The organism is Hankyongella ginsenosidimutans (assembly GCF_005144965.1).
GTDB lineage: Bacteria > Pseudomonadota > Alphaproteobacteria > Sphingomonadales > Sphingomonadaceae > Hankyongella > Hankyongella ginsenosidimutans.
Map to the genome: position 1 here is coordinate 1054354 of NZ_CP039704.1, position 25719 is coordinate 1080072.

The 25719-nt window shown below is 65.7% G+C and carries 25 protein-coding genes, 1 tRNA gene and 8 pseudogenes; 15 read left to right on the top strand and 19 right to left on the bottom strand.

Annotation, left to right across the window (positions count from 1 at the left end; all coding sequences use genetic code 11):
- Window positions 1-264: 264 nt before the first annotated feature.
- Window positions 265-351: transfer RNA gene (locus E6W36_RS06075), tRNA-Leu, on the bottom strand.
- Window positions 352-479: 128 nt separating this feature from the next.
- Between E6W36_RS06075 and E6W36_RS06080 the strand changes: the two are divergent.
- The 4 genes and pseudogenes from E6W36_RS06080 to E6W36_RS06095 all read left to right on the top strand — a co-directional run bounded on the left by E6W36_RS06080 (window position 480) and on the right by E6W36_RS06095 (window position 4503).
- A pseudogene (locus tag E6W36_RS06080) lies at window positions 480-1422 on the top strand (complex I NDUFA9 subunit family protein).
- Between the two features lie 28 nt (window positions 1423-1450).
- Window positions 1451-2257, top strand: a complete 807-nt coding sequence (locus tag E6W36_RS06085; protein WP_222874065.1) for an undecaprenyl-diphosphate phosphatase — start codon at window positions 1451-1453, stop codon at window positions 2255-2257.
- A 211-nt stretch (window positions 2258-2468) separates the two neighbouring features.
- Window positions 2469-3909, top strand: a pseudogene (locus E6W36_RS06090) (NAD(P)-dependent oxidoreductase).
- Window positions 3910-4173: 264 nt separating this feature from the next.
- Entirely contained in the window at window positions 4174-4503 is a 330-nt protein-coding gene (locus tag E6W36_RS06095; protein WP_222874066.1) for a DUF2059 domain-containing protein, read from the top strand.
- Window positions 4504-4591: 88 nt separating this feature from the next.
- On the opposite strand, the gene E6W36_RS06100 is transcribed toward E6W36_RS06095, so the two are convergent.
- Complete coding sequence (locus tag E6W36_RS06100; RefSeq protein WP_222874567.1) at window positions 4592-4957, bottom strand: hypothetical protein; 366 nt, start codon at window positions 4955-4957, stop codon at window positions 4592-4594.
- Between E6W36_RS06100 and E6W36_RS23085 the strand changes: the two genes are divergently transcribed.
- From E6W36_RS23085 to E6W36_RS18240, 5 genes and pseudogenes are all read left to right on the top strand, one after another.
- Window positions 4841-5203: a DUF2059 domain-containing protein gene (locus E6W36_RS23085; protein WP_425459711.1), complete on the top strand. Its 363-nt coding sequence runs from the start codon at window positions 4841-4843 to the stop codon at window positions 5201-5203. The genes E6W36_RS06100 and E6W36_RS23085 overlap by 117 nt on opposite strands.
- Complete coding sequence (locus E6W36_RS23090; RefSeq protein ID WP_425459695.1) at window positions 5200-5367, top strand: hypothetical protein; 168 nt, start codon at window positions 5200-5202, stop codon at window positions 5365-5367. The genes E6W36_RS23085 and E6W36_RS23090 overlap by 4 nt, the downstream gene beginning before the upstream one ends.
- A gap of 35 nt (window positions 5368-5402) precedes the next feature.
- Window positions 5403-5828 carry a GFA family protein gene (locus E6W36_RS06110; protein ID WP_222874068.1) on the top strand — a complete coding sequence of 142 codons (426 nt, stop codon included), beginning with the start codon at window positions 5403-5405 and terminating at the stop codon, window positions 5826-5828.
- Between the two features lie 91 nt (window positions 5829-5919).
- A pseudogene (gene gltB / locus E6W36_RS06115) lies at window positions 5920-9329 on the top strand (glutamate synthase large subunit); the annotation flags it as partial.
- A gap of 312 nt (window positions 9330-9641) precedes the next feature.
- Window positions 9642-10367 (top strand): GltB/FmdC/FwdC-like GXGXG domain-containing protein, encoded by a 726-nt coding sequence (locus E6W36_RS18240; RefSeq protein WP_246048272.1) that lies wholly within the window; start codon window positions 9642-9644, stop codon window positions 10365-10367.
- A gap of 64 nt (window positions 10368-10431) precedes the next feature.
- Here E6W36_RS18240 and E6W36_RS06120 read toward each other — a convergent pair whose 3' ends face one another.
- The 3 genes and pseudogenes from E6W36_RS06120 to E6W36_RS06130 all read right to left on the bottom strand — a co-directional run bounded on the left by E6W36_RS06120 (window position 10432) and on the right by E6W36_RS06130 (window position 12914).
- Entirely contained in the window at window positions 10432-11814 is a 1383-nt protein-coding gene (locus E6W36_RS06120; protein ID WP_222874069.1) for a sensor histidine kinase, read from the bottom strand.
- Window positions 11795-12462: pseudogene (locus E6W36_RS06125) on the bottom strand (response regulator transcription factor). Before E6W36_RS06125 ends, E6W36_RS06120 begins: the two are co-directional and overlap by 20 nt.
- 185 nt (window positions 12463-12647) lie before the next feature.
- Window positions 12648-12914 carry a hypothetical protein gene (locus E6W36_RS06130; protein ID WP_222874070.1) on the bottom strand — a complete coding sequence of 89 codons (267 nt, stop codon included), beginning with the start codon at window positions 12912-12914 and terminating at the stop codon, window positions 12648-12650.
- A gap of 96 nt (window positions 12915-13010) precedes the next feature.
- On the opposite strand from E6W36_RS06130, the gene E6W36_RS23095 reads away from it, so the two are divergent.
- The 4 genes and pseudogenes from E6W36_RS23095 (at window position 13011) to E6W36_RS23110 (ending at window position 14801) form a co-directional block, all read left to right on the top strand.
- The gene (locus E6W36_RS23095) at window positions 13011-13787 is read left to right on the top strand and encodes an ATP-binding cassette domain-containing protein (protein ID WP_222874071.1); all 777 of its coding nucleotides are present in this window, start codon (window positions 13011-13013) and stop codon (window positions 13785-13787) included.
- 137 nt (window positions 13788-13924) lie between these two features.
- Window positions 13925-14023: pseudogene (locus E6W36_RS23100) on the top strand (ATP-binding cassette domain-containing protein); the annotation flags it as partial.
- Between the two features lie 254 nt (window positions 14024-14277).
- Window positions 14278-14628 (top strand): hypothetical protein, encoded by a 351-nt coding sequence (locus tag E6W36_RS23105; RefSeq protein WP_425459696.1) that lies wholly within the window; start codon window positions 14278-14280, stop codon window positions 14626-14628.
- Window positions 14625-14801 (top strand): ABC transporter C-terminal domain-containing protein, encoded by a 177-nt coding sequence (locus E6W36_RS23110; protein ID WP_425459712.1) that lies wholly within the window; start codon window positions 14625-14627, stop codon window positions 14799-14801. Before E6W36_RS23105 ends, E6W36_RS23110 begins: the two co-directional genes overlap by 4 nt.
- Window positions 14802-14976: 175 nt before the next feature.
- Here the strand turns inward: E6W36_RS23110 and E6W36_RS20470 are convergent, their stop codons facing one another.
- From E6W36_RS20470 to E6W36_RS06170, 5 genes are all read right to left on the bottom strand, one after another.
- A complete protein-coding gene (locus E6W36_RS20470; RefSeq protein ID WP_281277472.1) occupies window positions 14977-15354 on the bottom strand; it encodes a TonB-dependent receptor domain-containing protein in 378 nt (125 codons plus the stop codon).
- A gap of 64 nt (window positions 15355-15418) precedes the next feature.
- Entirely contained in the window at window positions 15419-15874 is a 456-nt protein-coding gene (locus E6W36_RS20475) for a TonB-dependent receptor domain-containing protein (RefSeq protein WP_222874074.1), read from the bottom strand.
- A 61-nt stretch (window positions 15875-15935) separates the two neighbouring features.
- Window positions 15936-16454, bottom strand: a complete 519-nt coding sequence (locus E6W36_RS06160) for a TonB-dependent receptor (protein WP_222874075.1) — start codon at window positions 16452-16454, stop codon at window positions 15936-15938.
- The gene (locus tag E6W36_RS06165; protein ID WP_222874076.1) at window positions 16451-17116 is read right to left on the bottom strand and encodes a TonB-dependent receptor plug domain-containing protein; all 666 of its coding nucleotides are present in this window, start codon (window positions 17114-17116) and stop codon (window positions 16451-16453) included. Before E6W36_RS06165 ends, E6W36_RS06160 begins: the two co-directional genes overlap by 4 nt.
- 135 nt (window positions 17117-17251) lie before the next feature.
- A complete protein-coding gene (locus tag E6W36_RS06170; RefSeq protein ID WP_246048191.1) occupies window positions 17252-17908 on the bottom strand; it encodes an RluA family pseudouridine synthase in 657 nt (218 codons plus the stop codon).
- Window positions 17909-18007: 99 nt separating this feature from the next.
- On the opposite strand from E6W36_RS06170, the pseudogene rimO reads away from it, so the two are divergent.
- A pseudogene (rimO, locus tag E6W36_RS06175) lies at window positions 18008-19275 on the top strand (30S ribosomal protein S12 methylthiotransferase RimO).
- A gap of 7 nt (window positions 19276-19282) precedes the next feature.
- On the opposite strand, the pseudogene fabF reads toward rimO, so the two are convergent.
- Together fabF and E6W36_RS06185 are read right to left on the bottom strand one after the other, a co-directional pair.
- Window positions 19283-20542, bottom strand: a pseudogene (gene fabF, locus E6W36_RS06180) (beta-ketoacyl-ACP synthase II).
- Window positions 20543-20645: 103 nt separating this feature from the next.
- Window positions 20646-20885, bottom strand: coding sequence for an acyl carrier protein (locus tag E6W36_RS06185; RefSeq protein WP_222874077.1), 240 nt, complete (start codon window positions 20883-20885; stop codon window positions 20646-20648).
- Between the two features lie 156 nt (window positions 20886-21041).
- Between E6W36_RS06185 and E6W36_RS06190 the strand changes: the two genes are divergently transcribed.
- The gene (locus E6W36_RS06190) at window positions 21042-21635 is read left to right on the top strand and encodes an SH3 domain-containing protein (RefSeq protein WP_222874078.1); all 594 of its coding nucleotides are present in this window, start codon (window positions 21042-21044) and stop codon (window positions 21633-21635) included.
- On the opposite strand, the gene E6W36_RS20480 is transcribed toward E6W36_RS06190, so the two are convergent.
- The 7 genes and pseudogenes from E6W36_RS20480 to E6W36_RS06205 form a co-directional block, all read right to left on the bottom strand.
- The gene (locus E6W36_RS20480; protein WP_281277519.1) at window positions 21632-21751 is read right to left on the bottom strand and encodes a dienelactone hydrolase family protein; all 120 of its coding nucleotides are present in this window, start codon (window positions 21749-21751) and stop codon (window positions 21632-21634) included. The genes E6W36_RS06190 and E6W36_RS20480 overlap by 4 nt on opposite strands.
- 40 nt (window positions 21752-21791) lie before the next feature.
- Window positions 21792-22493 carry a dienelactone hydrolase family protein gene (locus E6W36_RS06195; RefSeq protein WP_281277473.1) on the bottom strand — a complete coding sequence of 234 codons (702 nt, stop codon included), beginning with the start codon at window positions 22491-22493 and terminating at the stop codon, window positions 21792-21794.
- A complete protein-coding gene (locus tag E6W36_RS18255) occupies window positions 22465-22980 on the bottom strand; it encodes a tetratricopeptide repeat protein (RefSeq protein WP_246048192.1) in 516 nt (171 codons plus the stop codon). Before E6W36_RS18255 ends, E6W36_RS06195 begins: the two co-directional genes overlap by 29 nt.
- Window positions 22981-23168: 188 nt before the next feature.
- Window positions 23169-23984: an FAD-binding protein gene (locus tag E6W36_RS20485; protein WP_281277474.1), complete on the bottom strand. Its 816-nt coding sequence runs from the start codon at window positions 23982-23984 to the stop codon at window positions 23169-23171.
- On the bottom strand, window positions 23872-24480 hold the full coding sequence (locus E6W36_RS18265; protein WP_342776849.1) for an FAD-binding protein: 609 nt from the start codon (window positions 24478-24480) through the stop codon (window positions 23872-23874). Before E6W36_RS18265 ends, E6W36_RS20485 begins: the two co-directional genes overlap by 113 nt.
- A pseudogene (locus tag E6W36_RS21860) lies at window positions 24399-24769 on the bottom strand (FAD-dependent oxidoreductase); the annotation flags it as partial. The gene E6W36_RS18265 and the pseudogene E6W36_RS21860, both read right to left, overlap by 82 nt.
- The gene (locus E6W36_RS06205; RefSeq protein ID WP_222874079.1) at window positions 24762-25694 is read right to left on the bottom strand and encodes an ABC transporter ATP-binding protein; all 933 of its coding nucleotides are present in this window, start codon (window positions 25692-25694) and stop codon (window positions 24762-24764) included. The pseudogene E6W36_RS21860 and the gene E6W36_RS06205, both read right to left, overlap by 8 nt.
- Window positions 25695-25719: the final 25 nt, after the last annotated feature.

The window sequence follows — 25719 nt, forward strand, 5'->3', positions numbered from 1 at the left end:
TGAGTTTAGGCAATAGGCGCAGTACCCGTGGCGAGCGCCATGGGGAAATCTCCAGTATTTTCATATTTATAGCGGTGTTTTGGCATACCAACAGTGCTGTTCTGCGATCCTGCGTGACTTATCTGCATGCTTGAATGCGCGAAAACTTTATCAGCTAGAGGCTTAAGCCCCGCGGAAAAGGCGCATAGAGGCGGCAAGACTCAAGAAAAATCCACCCAAACTTCTAATCATTTAATCAATTTTCGGAAGTACCCGGAATAAAAATGGTGCCCAGGAGAGGACTCGAACCTCCACGCCGTTGCCAGCGCCAGCACCTGAAGCTGGTGCGTCTACCAATTCCGCCACCTGGGCACGGTGTCATTCAAAGCGACTCCGGCGAGCCGCGATCTGGCAGAGCGAGCGCCGATAGGGGTTGCTCGGCTGTTGTCAACAGCGATCGGCTTTGGCATGAGCAGCGGACAGCAACACAGGTGGCGCGCATGACGGATTTGGTGACGGTAATCGGCGGATCGGGCTTTCTCGGGCGTTATGTCGTGCAGCAGCTGGCCAAGGCCGGCCACCGCGTGCGGGTCGCCGTGCGCCACCCGGAGCTGGCGCTGTTCCTGAAGCCGCTTGGTGCGGTCGGCCAGATCCAGATCGTCCAGGCCAATGTGCGCTACCCGGCGTCCATCGCCCGCGCGGTGGCGGCGCCAGCGCCGTCGTCAATCTGGTCGGCATCCTCTTCCCCACCGGTCGGCAGACGTTCGACCGCGTGCAGGCCGAGGGCGCGCAGTGCATCGCCGCGGCTGCGGCCGCCGCACAGGTCAAAACGCTGGTCCATGTCTCGGCGATCGGCGCGGATGCACAATCGACGGCGCACTACGCCCGCACCAAGGGCGAAGGCGAGGCCCATGTGCGCGCCGCCTTCCCCGCCGCCGTCATCCTGCGGCCGTCGCTGGTCTTCGGGCCGGAAGATGGCTTCTTCAACCGCTTTGCCGGGCTGGCGCAGATCGCGCCGGTCATGCCCGTCATCTGCGGCGACAGCCGGTTTCAGCCGGTCTATGTCGGCGATGTCGCCGCCGCCATCGCCAAGGCGGTTGATGCCCCGGCCGACTTCGCCGGCAAGACCTTCGAGCTCGGCGGCCCGCACGTATGGACGTTCCGCGACCTGCTGAAATACATCCTCAAGGAAATCCGCATCGACCGGCCGCTGGTCGAAATCCCCTGCCGCTGGCCCGGCTGAAGGCAGCGGTCCTTGGCCTGTTGCCCCGGCCGCTGCTGACCCTTGATCAACTGAAGCTGCTGGCCCGGGACAATGTGGTCAGCCCCGGTGCCCTGGGACTCAAGGCCTTCGACATCGCGCCGACGCCTGTTGAAGCGATCGTCCCCAATTACCTCGTCACTTACCGCCCGCACGGCCAGTTCAACCGCAAGACCGCCTGAACCGCGCCCCTTTGAAAAGAGACTGCTCATGGACCTGGCGCACCTTGCCGAGGCGCTGCTGCTCGGCTTGCTGGAAGGCTTGACCGAGTTCATTCCCGTCTCCTCGACCGGGCATCTGGTGATCGCCGGGCACTTCATCGGCTTTCGCGACCCCGGCAACACCTTCAAGATCGCCATTCAGCTGGGCGCGATCCTGGCGGTATGCGTCGCCTATCGGCAGCGGCTGATTGGGGTCGCGGCCGGCCTGCTGCGCCGGGACGACAAGGCGATCCGTTTCAGCATCGCCGTGCTGCTGGGTTTCCTGCCTGCCCTGTTTGTCGGGCTGCTGGTCTACAAGCAGATCAAGGCGCTGCTGGAGAACCCGGCCGGCGTCGCTGTGGCGCTGATCGTTGGCGGACTGGCGATCCTGGCGATCGAACGCATGGTCAGGCAACCGAAGCATCACATCGTCGAGGACTTCCCGACCAGCCTGTCACTGCGCATTGGCCTGATGCAATGCCTGGCGATGATCCCCGGTGTGTCGCGGTCCGGCGCGACCATCATGGGGGCGCTGCTCATGGGCGTCGACCGGCGGGCAGCCGCCGAGTTCTCTTTCTTCCTGGCGATCCCGACCATGGCGGCGGCGACCGCCTACGACCTGTACAAGCAGCGGCACCTGCTGGCGCTCGACGACGGGCTGACGATTGCGGTGGGCTTCGTCGCGGCGTTCCTCTCCGGGCTGCTGGTGGTGCGCGGCCTGGTGAACTTTGTCTCGCGCTATGGCTTTGCGCCGTTCGCCTGGTACCGAATCGCGGTCGGCAGCGTTGTGCTGATCCTGCTTGCGCTGGGCATTTAGTACCGTATCGGACCAATATACGAACGCCGGACAGGGATGACGAAGCCGATAGTGGCGTCTGGGACCATACGTCTTCCTATAATCACATGTTAAGTCAGTAATACTGACTTATATGGACGATTTTGCTTGGTTCTCCCCGCAAGGCGCGATATAGCGCATGAGAATTGCGCATCTGCGCGACATATCAGTAATTTTATTTCGCGAGCTGACGATGACCGAGACCCTCATGCTGAAGTTCACCGGCACGCCGCAGGCCTACCCGGACAAGCGGCCTGCCGAGGCGCGCCGGAGCGACTTTCATGAAATCTATCGCAGCTACATCGCCGAAAAGGCGCGCGAGCAGGCAAGTCGCTGTTCGCAGTGCGGCGTGCCCTTCTGTCAGGTCCACTGCCCTTTGCAGAACAATATTCCCGATTGGCTGCGCCTGACCGCCGAGGGCCGCCTGCAGGAGGCCTACGAGCTCTCCGCCGCCACCAACAGCATGCCGGAGGTGTGCGGCCGGATCTGCCCGCAGGACCGGCTGTGCGAGGGCAACTGCGTGATCGAGGCGGGCTTCAAGTCTGTGACCATCGGCGCGGTCGAGAAATATCTGACCGACACAGCCTGGGAAAACGGCTGGGTGCAGCCGATCATGCCGGTGCGGGACCGCAGCGCCCAGAGCGTCGGCATCATCGGCGCGGGGCCGGCCGGGCTGGCGGCGGCGGAGCATCTGCGCCTCCTGGGTTATGCCGTCCATGTCTATGACCGCTACGACCGGATCGGCGGCCTGCTGATCTACGGCATTCCCGGCTTCAAGCTGGAAAGGACATCGTGACCCGACGCGCTGAGCGGCTGCGCGACGGCGGCGTGCAGTTTCACCTGAATTTCGAAGTCGGGCGCGATGCGACACTTGCAGCCCTGCGCACGCGCCACGATGCGCTGCTGATCGCGACCGGGGTTTACAAGGCGCGGGACTTCAAGGCTCCGGGTTCCAGCCTCGAGGGCATTGTGCCCGCCCTCGATTACCTGACCGCCGCCAACCGGATCGACCTTGGCGATACGGTTGCAGACTATGAGTCCGGCGCGCTGAACGCCAAAGACAAGCGCGTGGTGGTGATCGGCGGCGGCGACACCGCGATGGACTGCGTGCGCACGGCTGTCCGGCAGGTGCTGCCTCGGTCCAGTGCCTGTACCGGCGGGACCGGGCCAATATGCCCGGCTCCCAGCGCGAGGTGCTGAACGCGGAGGAAGAAGGCGTCGAATTCTGCTGGTTGTCCGCCCCGGACGGCTTCACGGGCAAGACGCAGGTCAGCGGGGTCAAGGCCAGCCGGATGCGCCTCGGGCCGCCGGACGCCTCGGGGCGGCAGGCACCGGAACCGGAACCGGACAGCAGTTTCACCCTCAAGGCCGATCTGGCCATCAAGGCGCTCGGGTTCGATCCGGAGCCGCTGCCGGCCCTGTTCGATGCGCCGGAACTGGCGGTCAGCCGCTGGGGCACGGTGCGCATCGACCCGAAAACCCAGATGACCAGCCTGCCCGGTGTGTTCGCCGCTGGGGATATCGTGCGTGGCGCGTCACTCGTGGTATGGGCGATCCGCGACGGCCGTGACGCCGCACAGCAGATGCACAAGCATCTCGCGGCGCACGCAGTCGCCGCTCAGGCCGCGGCCTGAGCGGTTTGCCTCACGATATAAAGGACAACCCATGACTGTTCGTATCTCCTTCTGATCGCTGGCCTGCTCGCGGCGACGGGCGCGCAGGCGGCCGACAAGCCGGCGGAAAAACCGGCGGCAGCGCAGCCTGCAGCCGCCCAGACGCCGCCGCAGCTCGACGCGGAAACCGCCAAGGCGCTCGAGGCCGTCGTTGCTGCAACTGGTGCCGCCGACATCCTGCAGGCAAACCTCAAGCGCGTCGCACCCTTTCTCGTCGAGCCGCTGGTGAAGGCAAACCCAGGCAAGGAGGACGCCCTCAAAGCCGCCGTCGACAAGGCGCTCGGCCAGAGCATCGACAGCAGCAGGGAAATTTTCCTGGCTGGCGTCCGCACGGCCTATGTTCGTGCCTTGACGCCGGACGAGCTGAAGGCGGCAGCCGCGTTCGCCGCCACGCCGGCCGGCAAGAAGCTGATCGGCGCGCAGGCTGTCATCAACCGCGACATCTCGATCACCGGCCAGCAGATCACCAAGCGCGTCGCGGACGACACGCTGAAGGCTCTGAAGACCGAAGCCGAGAAATCCGGCTTCACGATCCCGAAGGAACTGACGGAATGAGTATGCGGCGACTACGCATTGCGTTGGTCGCGCTGGCGATCGGGTCGGGTGCCATGCACCCGGCCTGCGCTGCGGAGGTGGCCATCCCTCAGTCAAGCAGAAGGCGATCATCGAACTGCTGGAGGCGATGCAGTACAGCAAGACCATCGCGAAGATCGTTCCATCGATGGTGGAGGCGATCGGCAAGCAGATCCCCGCCCCCGGAGCGGACAAAGCACAAATTGCCCAAATCATGAAGGAGGAGTTTGGCGCGGCCTTCAAGAAGCGGGAAGGCGACTTCACCGGCCTGCAGGTCAACAGCTTCAACCGGAATTTCAGCGAGGCGGAAATCATCGCTTTGACGGAATTCTACCGCACGCCGCTCGGCGCGAAGATGATCGGCTACATGCAGGGTGCGATGGGCGCAGATGCACTCGAAGGCGCCAAGCTCGGGCAGGAGGCGGCCAGAGGCCATGCCGCGCGTCCTCGAGCGGCTGCGCGCAGCAGGGCTTTTGAACCAACAAGGCTTGTAGGAAACGACCGATGGCCATCGCCCACACCGCTGCTCCCGGACACAGCCAACCCAAGGTACGGCTGTCGCACGACGAGATCGCGGCGATCAAAGCGGCTGCATGCGCAGTCTTTGGGCCGGAAGCGCATGTGCGCCTGTTCGGCAGCCGGGTGGACCCTGCGCGCCGTGGCGGTGACATCGACCTGTTGATCGAGGTGGGGCCCGGTCAGGACAGCATCCTGCACGAGGCCCGATTCCTTGACCGGCTGTTCACGCGCATCGACGAGCAGAAGGTCGACCTGCTGCTGATGGTGCGTGGTGCTGAGCCGACGCCGTTCCAGCGGGTGGCGCTCGCAAAGGCGGTGCTGCTGTGACTGAAAACCGCTCAAACGTTGACGGAAGAGGACCGATGACAGCGATATATTCCGGCCGTTGCCTGTGCGGCGCCATTGCCTTTGAAGGCCGTGGTGCGCCGGAGCTCACGGCCTGCCACTGCACCATGTGCCGCCGCTGGCACGGCGGACCGTCGCTTGCTGTGCGTTTTGCTGACGGCATGTCGATCACCGGTGGTCAAGATCAAGTCGGCTGGTGGCGCAGCTCCGACTGGGCCGAACGCGGTTTCTGCCGGACCTGCGGCTCGACGCTATTCTATCGGATAATCGAGACGGGCGAACTGAGCGGTGAGGCCGGCGGCTTTGATCTGCCCGACGGCCTGCACATGGCAGAACATTATTTCATCGACCGCAAGCCCGACTATTACGCCTTCGCCGACGATGCGCCCCAGCTGACCGGGGCGCAGGTGTTTGCGCGCTACAGCATGAGTGAGCCGGAATGATGATCCAAACTGCAACTCCCGAGGAAGACAGGTAATGACCAGCGAGACCGAACGCGAACGCCTGGCGGTCGAGGGCATGTACCGCCCGGACATGGAAAGCGACGCCTGCGGGGTCGGGTTTGTCGCCGCCATCGATGGCAAGCCATCGCGCCGGGTGGTCACCGCCGCGCTCGACGCGCTGAAGGCCGTCTGGCATCGCGGCGCGGTGGACGCGGATGGCCGCACCGGCGATGGCGCGGGCATTCACGTCGAAATTCCGCGCGACTTCTTCTATGAGCATATCGAGCGCACCGGCCATACCCCGCGCCCCGGTGAAGCGGCCTGCGGGCAGGTGTTCCTGCCGCGCACCAACTTCAACGACCAGGAGACCTGCCGGCAGATCGTCGAGTCCGAGATCATCGACTTCGGCTACGATATCTACGGCTGGCGCCAGGTGCCGATCAACTGCAGTGTCATCGGCGCAAAAGCAGCGGCGACCCGCCCCGAGATCGAACAGATCCTGATCCACAACCCGAAGCTGGAGGAGGATCAGGCGACCTTCGAGCGCAACCTCTACCTGATCCGCCGCCGGATCGAGAAGAAGGTGATCGCGGCCCAGATTCCGGGCTTCTACATCTGCTCGCTGTCGGCGCGCAGCATCATCTACAAGGGGCTGTTCCTCGCCCAGGACCTGGCGGAATTCTACCCCGACCTGAAGGACGAGCGCTTCGTCAGCCGTTTCGCCATCTATCATCAGCGCTACTCGACCAACACCTTCCCGCAGTGGTGGCTGGCGCAGCCCTTCCGCATGGTCGCGCACAACGGCGAGATCAACACGATCCGCGGCAACACCAACTGGATGAAGACCCACGAAATCCGCATGGCAAGCCTGGCGTTCGGCGAGCATTCCGCCGACATCAAGCCGGTGATCCCGTCCGGCGCATCCGACACCGCCGCCTTCGACGCCGTGTTCGAGGCCATTGTGCATGCCGGGCGCGACGCGCCGACCGCCAAGCTGATCATGGTGCCGGAAGCCTGGTCCAAGCAGTCGACCATGCCGGACGCGTTCCGCGACATGTACGCCTTCTTCAATTCGGTGATGGAGCCGTGGGACGGGCCGGCCGCGCTCGCCATGACCGACGGCCGCTGGGTCGTCGGCGGGCTGGACCGCAACGCGCTGCGCCCCATGCGCTATCTGGAAACCAGGGACGGGCTGCTGATCGCCGGGTCGGAAGCCGGTATGGTCGTGGTCATGGAGGCCGATGTGGTCGCCAAGGGCCGGCTCGGGCCGGGGCAGATGATCGCGGTCGATCTCGCCGAGGGCCGCCTCTACCACGACCGGGAGATCAAGCAGAAGATCGCCGCCAGCCAGCCGTTCGCGGAATGGGTGCGCGATTTCAAGCCGCTCGAACAGGTGATCGGTACGGGTCCGGAACCGGTGACGCTCGAGCGCGCGCGCCTGCGCCAGTTGCAGGTTGCCGCCGGCATCACCCACGAGGATCTCGAGTTGCTGCTGCAGCCGGCGGTCGAGGATGCCAAGGAAGCGGTCGGCTCGATGGGCGACGACACGCCGCTCGCGGTCATTTCCGACAATCCGCGGCACTTGAGCCATTTCTTCCGGCAGAACTTCAGCCAGGTGACCAACCCGCCGATCGACGCCCTGCGCGAGGAACGGGTGATGTCGCTGAAGACCCGGTTCGGCAACTTCGCCAACCTGCTGGATCGCAACGCCCACCAGCCGGATGTGATGGTCACGGAGACGCCGATCCTCAGCAACGGCCAATGGCAGCGCCTGCTTGCGCACTTCGAGGGCCAGGCCCAGGTGATCGACTGCACCTTCGACCCGAACGACGGCCCGGAGGCCCTGAAATCGGCCTGCCGCCGCATACGCGAGGAGGCGGAGCGCGCGGTGCGGTCCGGGCGCGGCCAGTTGTTCCTGACCGACGAATTCGTCTCCGCCGAGCGGGTCAGCGTGCCGATGATCCTGGCGGCCGGCGGTGTGCATGCGCATCTGGTGCGGCAGGGGCTGCGCACCTATGCCTCGATCAACGTACGCGCCGCCGAGTGTCTGGACACCCATTACTTCGCGGTGCTGATCGGGGTCGGCGCGACCACCGTCAACGCCTGGCTGACCCAGGAGGCCATCGCCGACCGCCACGCGCGCGGTCTGTTCGGCAGCCGCACGCTGGACGCATGCGTGCGGAACTACATTGCGGCCATGAACGCCGGGCTGCTGAAGATCCTGTCCAAAATGGGCATCTCAGTCATCGCGTCCTACCGGGGCGGCTATAATTTCGAGGCGGTCGGCCTCAGCCGCTCGCTGGTCAACGAGTTCTTCCCCGGCATGCCGTCCAAGATTTCCGGCATGGGCTACAAGTCGCTGCAACTCAACATGACCGACCGGCACGCGCAGGCGTTCGACAGCGCCGTGGTCACCCTGCCGGTCGGCGGCCTGTACCGCTATCGCGCCAGCGGCGAGGTCCACGCCTATGACGGCAAGCTGATCCACATGCTGCAGGAAGCGGTCGCGACCGACAGCTATTCGCTCTACCAGAAGTTCGCGCGCGGCCTGCGCGACATGCCACCGGTCTCGCTGCGCGACCTGATGGAATTCAACTGGGCGGATGCACCGGTACCCATCGACGAGGTGGAGTCGATCACCCAGGTCCGCCGCCGGTTCCTGACCCCGGGCATGAGCCTTGGCGCACTTTCGCCCGAGGCGCACGAAACCCTGGCGATCGCCATGAACCGCATCGGCGCGAAATCGGTGTCGGGCGAAGGGGCGAGGACCGGCGCCGCTACACCCCTACCCCAACGGCGACAACGCCAATTCGCCGGTCAAGCAGATCGCCTCCGGCCGCTTCGGCGTGACGGCGGAGTATCTGAACGCCTGCGAGGAAATCGAGATCAAGGTCGCGCAGGCGCCAAGCCCGGCGAAGGCGGCCAGCTTCCCGGCTTCAAGGTCACCGAACTGATCGCCAGGCTGCGCCACGCGACGCCCGGCGTCACGCTCATCAGCCCGCCGCCGCATCACGACATCTATTCGATCGAGGATCTGGCGCAGCTGATCTACGACCTGAAGCAGATCAACCCGGATGCGCGCGTCTGCGTGAAGCTGGTGTCGTCCGCCGGCATCGGCACGGTCGCAGCCGGCGTCGCCAAGGCGCATGCGGACATGATCCTGGTCTCAGGCCATGTCGGCGGCACCGGCGCCAGCCCGCAGACCTCGATCAAATACGCCGGCACACCCTGGGAAATGGGCCTCTCGAAGTCAACCAGGTGCTCACCCTCAACGGCCTGCGCCACCGGGTGAAGCTGCGCGCAGACGGCGGCCTGAAGACCGGGCGCGACATCGTCATCGCGGCGATCCTCGGTGCGGAGGAATTCGGCATCGGCACCTTGAGCCTGGTCGCCATGGGCTGCATCATGGTGCGCCAGTGCCATTCCAATACCTGCCCGGTCGGCGTCTGCACGCAGGATGACGCCCTGCGCGCCAAATTCAGCGGCAGCGCCGACAAGGTCGTCAACCTCATGAGCTTCATCGCCGAGGACGTGCGGGAAATCCTCAGCCGGCTCGGCGTGCGGTCGCTGGATGAGATCGTCGGCCGCACGGAGCTGCTGCGCCAGGTCAGCCGCGGTGCAGACCACCTCGACGACCTCGACCTCAATCCGATTCTCGCCAAGGTCGACGCGCCGGAGGAAATGCGCCGCTTCAACATTCCGACCCACCGCAACCCGGTGCCGGACTCGCTGGATGCGCAGATGCTGGCGGATGCCCGGCCGGTGTTCGAGCGCGGCGAGAAAATGCACCTCATGTATACCGCCCGTAACACCATGCGGGCGATCGGCACCCGCTTCTCCAGCGCCATCACCCGCAAGTTCGGCATGACCGGGCTGGCCGAGAACCATGTGACCGTGCAGTTGCGCGGTGCCTGCGGCCAGTCGCTGGGCGCGTTCGCCGTGCAGGGCCTGAAGCTGGTCGTGTTCGGTGAGGCGAATGATTACGTCGGCAAGGGCTTGTCCGGCGCGACCATCGTGGTGCGGCCCATGGTCTCGTCAACGCTGGCGAGCCAGGACAACACGATCATCGGCAACACCGTCCTCTACGGGGCAACGGCGGGCGCGCTGTTTGCCGCTGGCCAGGCCGGCGAACGCTTCGCCGTGCGCAACTCGGGCGCGCTGACCGTCGTTGAGGGCTGCGGTGCCAACGGCTGCGAATACATGACCGGCGGGGTCGCCGTGATCCTCGGCGACGTCGGCGACAATTTCGCAGCCGGCATGACCGGCGGCATGGCCTTCGTCTACGACCGCAACGGCGACTTCGAGGCGCGGGTCAACCCGGATACGGTGGTCTGGCAGCGCCTCGGCTCCAGCCACTGGGAAGCGGTGCTGAGAAACCTGATCGCCCGCCACGCCGAGGAGACCGCCTCGCGCTGGTCCGCGCAACTGCTGACCGACTGGGCGCACACCGCAGAGCGGGTCTGGCAGGTCTGCCCGAAGGAAATGCTCAACCGGCTGGAGCATCCGCTGAGCGACGCCGCACGCGAGGCAGCGGAATAGCGGTGATGACGCCCGATTGACCCGCCTTCGGGAAGAGTGTCGAAAAACCGGCGGCGGTGAAGCCTCAATCCGCCGCCGGCAGGCGCAGGCAGACGCTGAGGCCGCCCAGCGCAGCGGACGCGCCGAGCGTCACGCCGCCGCCGCACAGCGCGGCCAGATCGCGCACGATCGCCAGCCCGATGCCGGAGCCGGGCTGCTGCTGGTCCAGCCGCTCGCCGCGCTGGAACACGCGCGCCTGCTGCTCGGGGGTCAGGCCCGGTCCGTTGTCCTCGATCAGCAGGGCGAGCGTGGATGGCGCGCTCACGTCCCGTTCAATGCTCACGCGCACGCGGCCGCCACCGTACTTGCAGGCGTTGTCCATCAGGTTGCCGAGCATTTCCTCCAGGTCCTGCCGCTCGCCGCGATAGGCCAGAGTCTGGTCCCCGGATAGCGCCACGGCGACCCCGCGCTCCGCGTAGATGCGGGTCATCGCCCGCTGCAGGCTTTCAAGGCTCGGCCAGACCTTCGTGCGCGCGCCGAGCGCCGCCCGCCGGCCCAGCGCCCGGGCGCGGGCAAGATGGTGATCGACATGGCGCTTCATGCGCATCACTTCGCTGGTGACGGTGGCGGCAAGCGGCGTCCGGCCCGCGCTTGCCTCGTTCAGCAGCACGGTCATCGGGGTCTTCAGCGCATGCGCGAGGTTGCCGGCGTGGGTGCGCGCCTCGTCGGCCTGGGCGTCCGTATGGTCAAGCAGCGCGTTCAGTTCGTCGACCAGCGGCTGCACCTCTGGCGGAAAGCCGCCGCTCATGCGCTTGCTGGCCCCGGCGCGCACCGCGACAATCCCTTCCCGGATACGCCGCAGCGGCCACAGGCCGTAAGCCGCCAGCAGACCGACCAGCAGCAGCATTGCCACCCCGAGCGCGGCCACCGACCATAGCAGAACCCGCCGATAGCCGGCGATCTGCGCCTCCAGCCGCGCGGCATCGACCGCGACGACGAAGCGATAGACCCGGCGCGACCCGGCGAGCACCGCATCCTGCTCCAGCAGGCGCAGCCGTTCGTCGCCCAGCGTCGCGATGCGCCGCGCCGGCTCCCGGAAGCGCACGTCCGCAAGCTCGGTCGCCAGCGCCCGGTCCCACAGCGAGCGGGACCGCAAGGGCGGCGCGCCGACCGTGCTGATCTGCCAGTATTTGCCGGAATAGGGCTCGGCGAAGCGCTGGTCGGCAAGCGGCCGCTGCAATTGCACGCTGCCGTCCGGCTGCAGGTCGGCGGCACCCATGAGGCTGGCGAGCGCATCCTGAAGCTGCTCGTCGAAGGCCTGGGTCAAGGCGTTGGCCAGCACCCTGTCGAGCGCCAGCCCGCCGCCCAGCAGCACAGGCAGCAGAAAGCCGATCGCCAGCGCCAGAATACGCCGCGAGAGCGAGCCGCGCTGCAGCAGGATGTGTACGCTACTCTTCGCCCGGTTCATCGAGCACGTAGCCAAGCCCGCGCACCGTGCGCAGCACCGGCACGCCGAGTTTTTGCGGATGCGGGTGACGAACACCTCGATGGTGTTCGAATCCCTGTCGAAATCCTGGTCGTAGATATGCTCGGTCAGTTCGGTGCGGGAGACGACCTTGCCCTTGTGGTGCATCATGTAGGCGAGCAGCTTGTATTCCTGCGCGGTCAGCACCACGGGCTCGTCGTTGACGGTCACCCGGCTGGCCCGGGTGTCGATGGCAAGCGGCCCGCAGACCAGCTCGGGCGAAGCATGGCCGCTTGACCGCCGGATCAGCGCGCGCAGCCGCGCCACCAGTTCCGGCATCTCGAACGGCTTGGCGAGGTAATCGTCCGCGCCGGCGTCCAGCCCTGCCACCTTGTCCGACCAGCTATCGCGCGCGGTCAGCAGCAGCACGGGTGCTGCGACCCCAAGCCTGCGCCAACTGGCGAGCACCGCCAGACCGTCACGCTTGGGCAGGCCGATATCGAGCACGATGGCGTCATAGCTCTCGGACTCGCCAAGGAAGTGCCCCTCCTCGCCGTCGTGCGCGGTATCGACCGCATAGCCGGCCTTGGTGAGCGCCTCGTGCAACTGGCCCGCCAGCCGGGTCTCGTCCTCGACGATCAGCAACCGCATACTGCTCTCCCAGAGCCTGATCGGTTGAGGTTGAAGCATATGTGCTTCAACCGAGGGCGTGAATCAGGCTCTTATCAACACTTTAGACCATGATTCACGTTTCAGATCGATTCAATCTGAAACGATCAAGGTCTAGCGCCCGCGCACGCCGACGATCCGGCCGGACGTCGCATCGACTTCGACCTTCATCTGCTGCCCGTTGCGGGTGCGGAAGGTGAGCCGATACAGCCGCTGGCGCGCATCGTAATCCGTCCCGACATGATCGCCATTGACCAGACCGGACGCGGCGACGCGCGAGAGGATCTCCCCAGCGGCAGGATGCGCCCGGCCTGCACGTCGCCGTATGCCGCGTCGGCGTCGCCGCGCTGGGCATGCGCCGGTTCGGCAGCGACACTCAGGACAAGGGCGAGAAAGCCGAGAAACCGGCACATCGGGGTCCACCGCAGGTTCATGGTGACAGACATCGTTCTCTTGCAGTAGCGCTCGGGCCGTGAATACGCCATGAACAGGCGCAAACTCCAAGGATTTGTTACCCTATGGCCGCACCCTTGCTGGGCCTTGAGACTATCGGCGTCATTCGCGGCGAAGGCTGGCTGTTCCAGGACCTGAGCCTGTTCATCGGCGAGCGTGAGCGTCTGGCCCTGGTCGGGCGCAACGGCGTCGGCAAGTCGACCCTGCTGAGTGTCATCGCCGGCGCGCTGGAGATCGACGCCGGACGCCGCACGCTCAGGCCCCGCACCCGCGTGGTGCTGCTGCCGCAGGAGCCGTCGCTGGCCGGCTTTGCAACCCTGCGCGACTTCGCCCTTTCGCCGGACGCGCTGGGCGTCGCCGCTGCACCCTACGATGTCGACGCCATCGCCGGCGATCTTTCGATCGACCTCGACCGCCCGGCCGAGACCGCATCCGGCGGCGAGCGGCGGCGTGCCGCCATCGCCCGGGCGCTGGCGCTGGAGCCGGACATCCTGCTGCTCGACGAGCCGACCAACCATCTGGACCTAACGGCCATCGCCTGGCTGGAAGAGCGGCTGGCCCGCTTCACCGGCGCGTTCGTCGCCATCAGCCACGACCGCATGTTCCTCACCCGCCTCACCCGCCAGACCCTGTGGCTGGAAAACAAGGTGGTGCGCCGCAACGAGGTCGGCTTCGGCGGCTTCGAGGCATGGCAGGAACAGGTCTATGCGGAGGCCGAGCGCGCGGCGGAAAAGCTTGACGCCAAGCTGAAGCTGGAACTGCACTGGCTGGCACGCGGCGTGACCGCCCGTCGGCGGCGCAACCAGGGCGCCTGCGCAAGCTCGACGAGATGCGCGCGGTGCGCCGCGCCATGACCGGGCAGGCAGGCGTTGCGAAAATCGCGCTGGAGACCTCCGAGCAGAAGTCGAAGTCCGTCATCGTCGCGCACGACGTCTCGAAAGCGTTCGGCGACAAGTCCATCGTCCGCAACTTCAGCCTGCGCGTGCAGGCGGGTGACCGCATCGGCCTGGTCGGACCGAACGGGGCCGGCAAGACCACCCTGCTGAAGATGCTGACCGGCCAGCTCGCGCCGGACAGCGGCACCGTGACGCTGGCGAAAACCCTGGACCCGATCCACATCGACCAGCAGCGCACCGCCGCCGCACCCGGCCGCAGCGTGCGCCAGGTGCTGGCCGACGGCGGCGACTGGATCGAAGTGCGCGGCGAGCGCAAGCACGTTGCGGGCTACCTCAAGGATTTCATGTTCGATCCCAATCTGGTCGACGCCTCGGTCGATACCCTCTCCGGGGCGAGCGCTCGCGGCTGGTCATGGCGCGCGCGTTCGCCCAGCCGTCCAACTTCCTGGTGCTGGACGAGCCGACCAACGACCTCGACCTCGAGACCCTTGATCTGCTGCAGGAGACCATCGCCGATTTCGACGGCACGGTGCTGATCGTCAGCCACGACCGCGACTTTCTCGACCGCACCGTCACCATGGTGCTCGGGCTGGACGGATCGGGCCGGGTGGACGTCGTGGTCGGCGGTTACAGCGACTACGAGGCCAAGCGCCGGGCAGCACCCACCCCTTCTGCAAAGCCGCGCAGCGCACCCCTGAGCCGGAAGTACAGAAGCCGAAGGACGACGGCCCGCGCCGGAAGCTCTCCTACAAGGACCAGCGCGATCTGGAGCTGCTGCCCGCCGAGGTCGAGGCGCTGAACACGCGCATCCAGGCACTGGAGGCAGCGCTCGCCGACCCAGGCCTCTACAGCAAGGACCCCGCCGGCTTCGCCAGGCTATCCGCAGAGCTGGACGCCACCCGCACGGCGCTCGAGGCGCGGGAGCTGCGCTGGCTCGAGGTGATGGAACTGGCGGAAAGCATCGAAGGCTAGAGTCTTTCCGACTGAGATTGAGGCACTCGTGTTAAAGTACCTCAAGCGAAGGCGATAAGAAAGGCTCCCACGCTTTGCGTAGACTCTTCCCCGATGGGGAGGAAGCATCATTCGCGCACAGGCCTCATAAGAACCATGATCGTTTCAGATTGAATCAATCTGAAACGATCATGGTTCAGAACCGGGCATTCAGGCTGAACCGGGCGTTGACAGGTGCGCCGGTCGAGATGTTGTTGTCGGTGTGGGCCGTCGGGAAATAGCGGGCGTTGGTCAGGTTCTCGATGTTGACCTGCGCCTCTACGCCTTTGACAATCGGCACATACAGAGCTGCATCCAGCCGGGTGTAGGACGGCAGGACGGACGTGTTGCTGATGGTGTTGAAGCTCTGGCTCTGATGGTAGACGCCGAAGCCAACACCGAGACGCCGAACGACATCATAGCGGTTCCACAGCGCAAAGACGTGGCGCGGCGTTTGCGCCACCGCCCGCCCGGCGGGTGCGGCGGTCGTGGTCTGGGTGATCTCAGCATCCTGCAGGGTGTAGGCGGCGCTCACCTGCCACTGCTTGGTGATATTGCCGACCAGTCCAAACTCAAGGCCGCGACTGCGCTGGCGCCAGTCAGCAGGATAACCCCGGAGTCGGACCGGCCGCCCGGGTATTGGTGCGGTCAAGCCGGTAGAGCGCGACCGTGGCGCTGAGATTATCCAGAATGTCCCACTTGGCCCCGACCTCGTAGCTGTTGAAGCGTTCGGGCTCGAGCGCGGCCAGCGACAGATCGAGCGAGACAAATTGATCGCCCGATTGCGGCAGGAACGAACGTGCATAACTGAAATAAACGGATGCGCTCTCGACCGGCTTGTAGATGAGGCCGGCACGCGGCGACACCAGAGTATCCGTGCGTTCGAAGCGCTGCCCGGCGAGCTGGTTTTCGACATCGAGCGCAAAGCGGTCCACGCGCGCACCGGCGATCAGGTCCCAGTGGTCGCCGATCGAGACCTGATCCTGCAGATAGATCGACTGCACGTTGAGGATGCTGCGCACCGACCGGTTACCGCTGCCCGCCCGGAACGTCACTTCAGGGACCGGCAGCGGGTCGGCAAAGGGATGGTTGCCCGCAGCCGTGTCGCATTCACGGTCACACCTGGCCCATCGAAAAGCCGTTGATCCGCTGGTTGCGGGTCAACTGGTTGCTGATTTCGATGCCCGCCAACACAACATGCTCCAGCGGACCCGTCGCCACCTTCCAGACCAGATCACTCTGGCTGAACAGGTTGCGCCGGTCCGTCGGGTCGGTATAGGCTTCAATGGCTATCGTCTGTGCGTCACCAGCACGTGGGGCAGGCGTGACCGGAAACACGTTAGTGTAGAGTTTGTCGTAGTCGCCGAACAGGATGCGGGAATTCAATTCCAGCGCATCGCTGAACCGATGGTGCAGGTTCGCCCGCACGACATGCGCGCTGAACACCGTTCTGTTCAGATCGGGATCGCCGAAAAAGCGAGCGCGTGCATCACCAAGCGGGCGGTTGGCGCGGGTTGCATCCCCATCATCCTGAGACGGAACGCCCCGGTCAATAACCCGGTCATCCTCGACATACTCATAGGACAAGCCCAGTTGCGTATTCGCGCCAAGGTCAAACGCGACGACAGGGTTCACAGCGAAGCGCTCCCGTCATAGGCGTCGCGGTGATTGTCCAATTGCTCGTAGAAGGCGTTCAGTCGCGCCTTCACACCCGGTGCGATCGGTGCATTGAGATCGACGCCAACAGACCAGTCCCCGAAAGTATCGGCGGAGACGCTGGCGCCGACGAAGCGCTCTTCCTGCGCTGTCTTGGCCACCCGGTTCACGACGCCACCGCCACCGCCGCGCCCGAATATCAGGGCGTTGGGGCCTTTCAGCACCTCAACCCGCGCCAGGTTGTAGAGCGGGCGGAAATACTGCACGTCGTCCCGAATGCCATCGATGTAGAAGTCGGCAGTCGAATTGTTACCGCGGATCGTGATCTGGTCACGGTGGCCCTCACCTTGCCCGATCAAGACACCGGGCACATAGCGGCTGACATCGGCGATCGAGCGCAGCCCAAGATCCGCGATGAAATCTTCGGACAGGACACTGACAGTCTGCGGAACATCGACCAGTGGCGTAGGAGTCTTCGTGGCGCTTTCGGTCACCTTGATTGCATAACCGTCACGCTGGCCGATCACCGTGATGCGATCCAGTTGCGCCAACTCGATTCTGTCCTCGGCGAACGCTGTGGACGGACAGACCGCGCCAGCCAGCAGGAACGCCAGGGTGGCAGAGGAAGCGCGAGAATACATGCATCACATCCATGTTATTAAGAACCATTTTCAGAGAACGATTATCCGGCCCGCAGCACCCAGGCAAGCAGTTTTTGCAAATGTCTCTTAAGCGCATAACGTTAGATGGCGAACTCGGGCAGCCCAGCAAGCCGCTCACGCCATGTGTGCGGGCGGCGGGGCCTCGACCGTGAGTAGCGTGCCGTCCCGCCGGGGAATCCTCAGCGCTCGGGCATAGAGGCACAGCGGCCCGTCCCCTGCCCCGTAGACGGGATCGCCGACGATCGGTGCGCCGAGATGCGCCAGATGCACCCGCAACTGGTGGGTGCGCCCGGTCTCGGGCGTGAGCTCTATCGTCCCGTCGGCAAGCGTGCGATAGCGGGTTGACGCCGGATCGCCGTCTGCACGCACGAGCATGCGCCAGCCCGCACCTGCAGACGATATCTTGGCGAGCGGCGCATCGATCATGCCCTCAGCCGGGTCAAGCGGGCCGACGACCCGCGCATGGTAGGTCTTGGCGATGGCGCGTGCCTCGAAGGCTTGCGTGATCCAGCGCCGGGCGTCCGCCGTGCGGGCGAGCAGCAGGCAGCCCGCCGTATCCCGGTCCAGCCGGTGCATGATCGTCGGGCTGGAGCGCCGCCCGAGCCGAAGCGAGGCCAATCCGTCCTCCAGGCTGGTTCTGGTGCGTGGCCCCGGATGCACGGCGAGCCCCGCCGGCTTGTTGAGCACGATCAGGGCGTCGTCGCAGTGCAGGATGTAAGGGCGCAGGTCCATGATGTCGTGTAGCGCAGGTGCCGGGGCTGGGAACAGCACGCTTTCCCTTGGCCGCATACATCGCTATCAGGCCGGCATGGCCACAACCCTGCCCCTGCCCCGAAAGTCGGGCTTGTCTCGCTCGGCTGCCCGAAAGCACTGGTCGACAGCGAGCGCATCATCACGCGGCTGCGCGCCGACGGCTATGATATTGCGTCCGACTATGCCGGCGCCGATGTCGTGCTGGTCAACACCTGCGGCTTCCTCGACAGCGCCAAGGCAGAGTCGCTCGACGCCATCGGTGAGGCCATGGCCGAGAACGGCCGCGTGATCGTCACCGGCTGCCTGGGTGTCGAGGCGGCGATGATCCGGGAGCGCTTCCCGAAGTGCTGGCGATCACCGGGCCGCAACAATATGAGCAGGTGGTGGATGCGGTGCGCACGGCCGCACCGCCGACGCGCGGGCCGTTCATCGACCTGGTGCCGGAACACGGCCTGAAGCTAACGCCGCGCCATTACGCCTATCTGAAGATTTCCGAGGGCTGCAACCACCGCTGCGCCTTCTGCATCATCCCGTCGATGCGCGGCGATCTGGCCAGCCGCCCCGTGAACGCCGTGCTGCGCGAGGCGGAAAAGCTGGTCGAGGCCGGCACGAAGGAACTGCTGGTCATCAGCCAGGACACCTCGGCCTACGGCGTCGACCTGCGCCATGCCCCAAGCCCCTGGCGCGGGCGAGAGGTGCGCGCGCACATGACCGATCTGGCGGCAGCGCTCGGCGAACTCGGGGTCTGGGTGCGCCTGCACTATGTCTACCCCTATCCGCACGTCGACGATGTGATCCCGCTGATGGCGGAGGGCAAAATCCTGCCCTACCTCGACATCCGTTCCAGCACGCCGCCCCCGGCGTGCTGAAGGCCATGCGACGCCCGGCCAACCAGGAAAAACCCTGGAGCGCATCCAGCGCTGGCGCGCGATCTGCCCGGATATCGTGCTGCGCTCGACCTTCATCGTCGGCTTCCCCGGCGAGACGGACGCAGACGTCGACTTTCTGATCGACTGGCTGCGGGAAGCCAAGCTCGACCGGGTCGGCTGCTTCACCTTCGAGCCGGTGGCAGGCGCTGCCGCCAACGATCTGCCCGGCGCGGTGCCGGAAGAGGTCAAGCAGGCGCGCTGGGATCGCTTCATGGCCGCGCAGGCCGAAGTCAGCACCGAGAAGCTCGCTGCCAAAGTCGGGCAGGTGATGACCGTGCTCATCGACGATGTGGATGAAGACGGCGCGGACGCGCGCTCAAGGCCGATGCGCCGGAGATCGATGGCACGGTCAAGCTGCGTGCGGCCGAGGGCCTGCAGGTCGGTGAATTCGTCGACGTCCTGATCGAGGACGCCGACGATCATGACCTCTACGCGGTTCCGGTCGACCGGGCCTGAGGCCGGTTTACACCTGGCCGAAGATCACGCAGGCATTGGTGCCGCCGAAGCCGAAGGAGTTCGACATCGCGCGGGTGATGCGCCGCGGCTTGGCGGTGTGCGGCACCAGATCGACGCCCTGGCAATTCTCGGACGGGTTGTCGAGGTTGAGCGTCGGTGGCGCCACCTGATCGCGCATCGCCAGCAGGCTGAAGATCGCCTCGACCGCGCCAGCAGCACCCAGCAGGTGGCCGATCGCCGACTTGGTGGAGGAGATCGACACGCCGCCGATGTCCGCGCCGAACGCGCGGCGGATCGCCCCAGCTCGATCTCGTCGCCGAGCGGGGTCGAGGTGCCATGGGCGTTGATATAGTCGATCTGCGCCGGCGACAGGTTGGCGCGCCGCAGCGCCATCTGCATGGCGCGGAAGCCGCCGTCGCCGGTCGGCTCGGGGCGGTCACATGGTAGGCGTCACCGGACAGGCCGTAGCCGATCACCTCGCCGTAGATTTTGCCCCGCGCCGCCGCGCGTGCTCGTACTCCTCAAGCACCAGCGCGCCGGCGCCCTCGCCGATCACGAAGCCGTCCCGGTCCTTGTCGTAGGGGCGGCTGGCGCGGGTCGGGTCGTCGTTGAAGCCGGTCGACAGCGCGCGCGCCTGTGCGAAGCCGGCAACGCCGAGCGGGCAGATCGCCGCTTCCGCGCCGCCGGCGACCATGATGTCGGCGTCGTCGAACATGATGAGCCGGGCAGCGTCGCCGATCGCATGCGCGCCGGTCGCGCAGGCGGTGACCACCGCGTGGTTCGGTCCGCGCAGGCCGTATTTGATCGAGACCTGGCCGGAGATGAGGTTGATCAGCCGCCCATGGACGAAGTGCGGCGACACCCGGCGCGGCCCGTTCTGGAACAGGTTGACCGACTCTTTCTCGATGCCGGGCAAGCCGCCGATGCCCGAGCCAAGCATGGCCCCGGCGCGCAGCTGCGTTGCCTCGTCCATGTCGGTCAGACCAGCGTCTTCCATCGCCTGGCCCGCCGCGTCGATACCGAACTGGATGAATTCGTCGACCTGTCGCTGGGTCTTGTGCTCGATGCGCTTGTTGAAGTCGAACGTGCCGTTGCTGCCGTCGCCGCGCTTGACCTCGCAGGCGATCCGGCAGGCGTAGCCTTGCGCATCGAACAGGGTGATCGGGCCGGCGCCCGATTTGCTTTCGGTGATGGCGCTCCAGCTGGACGCGACATCCGCGCCCACCGGGGTCACCATACCCATGCCGGTTACGACTACACGCCGCATACGTCGATCTCCCTCATGGATTCAACGAAGCGGGCAGAGGCAGGCCCCGCCCGTGTCGCCACGCCGACGCGCCTTCCCCTGTCAAAGGCTCGCCGCGCTGTCCTTACGCGGAAGCGTTGGCTTGTATGAAGTCGATGGCATCCTTCACCGTCAGAATCTTCTCTGCGGCGTCGTCCGGGATCTCAATGCTGAATTCCTCTTCGAACGCCATGACCAGTTCGACAGTATCCAGGCTGTCAGCGCCGAGATCGTCAATGAAGCTGGCGGACTCAGTCACCTTGCCGGCGTCGACGCCCAAATGTTCAACGACAATCTTCTTCACGCGTTCAGCGACATCGCTCATCTGTTCTACCCTTTTTCTGCGTTGGGGCTGGCATGGCAGGCCTGCCGCGGCCCAAGCCGGTCGCGCAAGAGGGCGACTGGCGATTCTTTGCCCACTAGACCGCCGCACCCCTGCTGGCAAGGGTGAAAAGCCAAGTCCGCTTTTGTTCCCACCTGCTTGCAAAATACAGGCGCACGATTCATAGACTTCGGGCGGATCGCGTGCCGGCGGATTGGGGCACAAGGAGTCTGGAATGATGCGGAAAGCGATTGGCGGCCTGATCGCGCTGGCGATTTTGCGGCGGGGCCAGCAACGGCGGCGAGCATTGATGCGGACGGCGCGCAAAAACTCGGCGCATCCGGGCTGCCGATCCCGCGCTTCGCGTCCCTGGGCGCAAGCCAAGTCTACATGCGCACCGGGCCGGATCAGAGCTACCCGGTGAGCTGGATTTATACGCGGCCGGAACTGCCGGTGGAGATCATCCAGGAATACGGCCCATGGCGGCGGGTGCGCGATCTGGATGGCACCGAAGGCTGGATGAACGGCAACCTGCTGACCGACCGGCGCAACGGCATCGTGCGCGGCGGCATCCGCAACCTGTATTCCGCGCCGAAGCCGGATTCGCCGCGAGTCTGGCGCGTCGAACCCGGCGTGATCGGGCGACTCGTCGTCTGCGAGGACAGCTGGTGCCAGCTCTCCGTCGACGGCAAGACCGGATGGATCGTCCGCGATCAGGTCTGGGGCACCTATCCTGGTGAGAACTTCAATTAGGCCAGATACTTCCCGAACCAGGCGAGGCACTCACTCCAACCGGCCTTCGCTACGTCCGGCCGATAGCTGGGGCGATAATCCGCATAGAAGGCGTGCGGCGCATCCGGATAGACAATGAACTTGCTGCTTGTATGGCCGGCCTTGGCAGGGCATCCTTCAGGTCATCCAGGGTTGCCACCGGAATGCCCTGATCCGCCGATCCGTAAAGGCCGAGCACCGGCGCCTTGATCTGGGGCGCAAGATCAACCGGGTTCTTGGGCTGCAGCGCGGTCGGCGCCCAGAGACCCGGCCGTACCAGGCAACGCCGGCCTTCACCGTGCTCGGGGCATGCGCCGCATAGAGCCAGGTGATGCGCCCGCCCCAGCAGAAGCCGGTGACGCCCAGCCGCTTGACGTCGCCACCGTCGGTACCGGCGAAACGCATGGTCGCATCCAGATCGCTCATCACCTGCGCGTCCGGCGTGCCGGCAACGATCGGGCGGATCTCATCGAAGCTCGCGAGCTTGGTCACATCGCCGCCGCGCACGTAAAGGTCGGGCGCGATGGCGTAAAAGCCTGCCTGGGCGAACCGGCGCGCCACATCCTTGATATGCTCGTGCAGGCCGAACACCTCATGCACCACCAGCACGACCGCGCGCGGCTTGCCACCCGCCGGCTTGGCCCGATAGGCCGGGATGGAACGGTTCGCCGCTTTGACCTCGACGAGCCCTGCAACCAGCCCGTCAGTCGGCGTCGTGATGACCGAGGCCGCGACCGGCTGCGCCGCCAGAGCGAACCCGCTGGCAACCACGCCGCCAGCCAGTGCTTGCCGGCGCGACAGACGGGTCGAATCAACCCAGGCATTCCAATCCGGCTCCATATGCATCCTCCTGCTGTCCATGCTTGCCAGTGTACTGCGCTGAGCGCGGCTGGCGAGGCTTTATCGCCCCGGTCCGCCGCATTTCAGGATGGCCTCCCGCATCGAAGCTGCTGTCAATTCTTGAACAGCGGCGGTGGCGGCAGCTCCTGGAGCAGGGCCTGGATGGCCCCATGTGCGGATTGACATGCAGCGCCGCCGCGAACGCCAGGCGGGCAATGTCCGGCTCTCCCTGGCGCAGGCAGATCTGCCCAAGGCCAGACAGCGCGCCGAAATGGCGCGGTTCAAGCTCAAGGGTGCGCTGGATGTCCGCGATCGAATCCGGGTCGCGGTCCTCAAGGTAAGCCAGCGTCGCCCGCTTGTTCCAGGCTTCGGACCAGAGCGGATATTGCTCCACAAGCATGTCGCAGGTCCGGCGTGCGGTCTCGAAGTCGCGGGTTGCCATGGCGCGGATGGCGGCCTGCATTGGCGCGGCCTGGGCGTCGGGCACGTCGTCGGTCCAGACCGCCCAGATCAGGTCCTCGATTTCGCCTGCAGCGAGTGCCGAATCGGCCTCTTTCAGGCTGGAGAACAGGCCGACCAGACGGCGGGGCTGCCGGCATGCGGGGCGCGAAACGGCAGCGCCATCAGCAGGTCGACGACAGGCTGCATGTCCAGCGCTCTCAGCATCGCCTTGTCTCAGTCCCCAGGGCTCCAGCACCGTCTCCCGCGCCACCGGGAGCATGTCCGGAAAATCCCGATTGTAGTGCAGGCCGCGGCTTTCCTGCGCGACAGCGCCGACCGCACGATCAGGTCCGCAACCTGCACCAGATTGCGCAGTTCGAGCAAGTCGCGGTGCACCCGGAAATTGCCGTAATAGTCGTGGATTTCATCGTGCAGCAGCTTCACGCGGTGCTGCGCGCGCTCCAGCCGCTTGGTGGTGCGCACGATGCCGACATAATCCCACATGAACTGGCGCAGCTCGGCCCAGTTGTGCGTCACCACGACTTCCTCGTCGGAGTCGGTCACCCGGCTCTCGTCCCAGTCGGGTGCCGGCGCGTGTGGACTCCACTGATCAAACTGCCGGTTGATGTCACGGGCGACATCCGCACCGAACACCAGGCATTCGAGCAGCGAATTGGATGCCATGCGGTTGGCGCCATGCAGCCCGGTGTGGGCGACCTCGCCGACCGCATAGAGGTTCGGCAGGTCGGCCCGGCCGCAGAGATCCGTCACCACCCCGCCGCATGTGTAGTGGGCGGCCGGCACGACAGGGATCGGCTGGCGGGTGATGTCGATCCCGAGGTCCAGCAGGCGCGGTAGATGGTGGGGAAGTGACCGACGACGAAATCCGGGTCCTTGCCGCTGATGTCCAGATGCACGAATTCCAGGCCCAGCCGCTTCATCTCGCCATCGATGGCGCGTGCGACGATGTCGCGAGGCGCAAGTTCGGCGCGCGGATCGTAGGCGTCCATGAACCGGGCGCCGCCCGGCACGCGCAGGTGCCCTCGCCACGCATCGCTTCGGTGATCAGGAAGTTCTTGACCTCCCGGTGGTAGAGGCAGGTCGGGTGAAACTGGTTGAATTCCATGTTGCCGACCCGGCAGCCCGCACGCCAGGCCATGGCGATGCCGTCCCCGGTCGAGCCGTTCGGATTGGTCGAATAAAGGTAGACGCGGCTGGCGCCGCCGGTCGCCAGCACGGTCGCGCGCGCCTGGAAACGCTCCACCTGCTTGGTCTTCCGGTTGTAGATGTAGGCCCCGTGGCAGCGCCTGCTGCCATTGGCGGCGACGTGGCGCTGCGTGATGAGATCGACACCGACGCGGTACTCATAGAGCGTGATGTTCGGGTGGTTGCGCGCGCGCGCTCCAGCGCCCGTTGGACGGCCCAGCCGGTGGCGTCGTCGACATGGACGATGCGCCGGTGGCTGTGCCCACCTTCGCGGGTCAGGTGGAACGGGTGCTCTGCGTCGCCGCCGGGATTGAAGGCGACGCCCATCTCGACCAGCCAGGCGATAGCGTCCGGCGCACCCTCGACCACATGCTCGACGGCCGCGCGATTGTTGAGGCCCGCGCCGGCGTCGATGGTGTCGGCGATATGGGACTCGAAGGTATCCCCTCCTCGAGCACGGCGGCGATGCCACCCTGCGCCCAGGCGGTGGACCCTGCTGCGACTTCCGCCTTGGAGATCACCGCCACCTTGTAACGGTCCGCAAGTTTCAGCGCCACCGTCAGCCCGGCAGCGCCGGACCCGAGCACCAGAACATCGCTTTCAACGACCAGCGGGCGGGAATCAGGCATCGACGGTGTCGGTCCGGTAGGTAAGCGCCAGGAAGATGTCTTCCAGATCGGCCTCTTCGGTCGAAACGTCAACGATGCCGAGGCCCTGCCCGCCAAGTGCTGCGAGGATTCGCCCGGCCGACGCCGTGCGCTTGTCATAGCGGATGGCGATGCGGTGCGGACCGCGCAGGGTCGCGTTGTAGCCGTCGAGGCAGCTTGGCACGGCATCGAGGCGGGCCTCGACCGAGATCACCACGACCTTCTCCGTCGCCTGCTCGAGCAGGGTTTCCTTGTCGGTGTTGGCGACCACCTGCCCGTTGTGGATGATGGCGATGCGGTCGCACAGTTGCTGCGCTTCCTCCAGGTAGTGCGTGGTCAGCACGACGGTGGCGCCGGCGGCATGGAGTTCGCGCACATAGCTCCAGAGCTGCTGGCGCAGTTCCAGGTCGACACCGGCGGTCGGCTCGTCGAGCACCAGGATCGGCGGGTTGTGCACCAGTGCCTTGGCGACCAGCAGCCGGCGCTTCATGCCGCCGGACAGGGTGCGCGAATAGGCATTGGCCTTGTCGTCGAGTTTGACCGCACGCAGCAGCTCCATCGAGCGGCGCTGGGCTTTGGGCACGCCGTACAGCCCCGCCTGCAGCTCCAGGACTTCCAGCGGCGTGAAGAACGCATCGAACACCAGTTCCTGCGGCACGATGCCGATCGACGCCTTGGCGTTGCGCGGGTCGCGGTCGATATCGAAGCCCCAGACGGTCACCTGCCCCGAGGTCTTGTTGACCAGCCCCGCCAGCGTGTTGATCAGCGTCGACTTGCCGGCACCGTTCGGCCCCAGCAGCGCGAACATCGACCCGCGCGGAATATCGAGCGAAACGCCGCGCAGCGCCTGTTTGCCGTTGCTGTAGGTCTTGACGAGATTTTTAATGGAGATCGCGTTTTCGGTCATGGGTGCAGCACGCCTCACGCTCGTG

What these genes read in the sequence shown, in the direction of transcription:
- E6W36_RS18240 (WP_246048272.1), top strand. Translation starts at nt 9,642, where the DNA reads ATGCGGGCGATCGGCACCCGCTTCTCCAGCGCCATCACCCGCAAGTTC.
- E6W36_RS06165 (WP_222874076.1), bottom strand. Translation starts at nt 17,116, where the DNA reads ATGTATTCTCGCGCTTCCTCTGCCACCCTGGCGTTCCTGCTGGCTGGC.
- E6W36_RS06205 (WP_222874079.1), bottom strand. Translation starts at nt 25,694, where the DNA reads ATGACCGAAAACGCGATCTCCATTAAAAATCTCGTCAAGACCTACAGC.
- E6W36_RS06100 (WP_222874567.1), bottom strand. Translation starts at nt 4,957, where the DNA reads ATGGCCTCTGGCCGCCTCCTGCCCGAGCTTGGCGCCTTCGAGTGCATC.
- E6W36_RS06130 (WP_222874070.1), bottom strand. Translation starts at nt 12,914, where the DNA reads ATGAACCTGCGGTGGACCCCGATGTGCCGGTTTCTCGGCTTTCTCGCC.
- E6W36_RS06120 (WP_222874069.1), bottom strand. Translation starts at nt 11,814, where the DNA reads ATGAACCGGGCGAAGAGTAGCGTACACATCCTGCTGCAGCGCGGCTCG.
- E6W36_RS06195 (WP_281277473.1), bottom strand. Translation starts at nt 22,493, where the DNA reads ATGGAGCCGGATTGGAATGCCTGGGTTGATTCGACCCGTCTGTCGCGC.
- E6W36_RS06110 (WP_222874068.1), top strand. Translation starts at nt 5,403, where the DNA reads ATGACAGCGATATATTCCGGCCGTTGCCTGTGCGGCGCCATTGCCTTT.
- E6W36_RS06185 (WP_222874077.1), bottom strand. Translation starts at nt 20,885, where the DNA reads ATGAGCGATGTCGCTGAACGCGTGAAGAAGATTGTCGTTGAACATTTG.
- E6W36_RS06085 (WP_222874065.1), top strand. Translation starts at nt 1,451, where the DNA reads ATGGACCTGGCGCACCTTGCCGAGGCGCTGCTGCTCGGCTTGCTGGAA.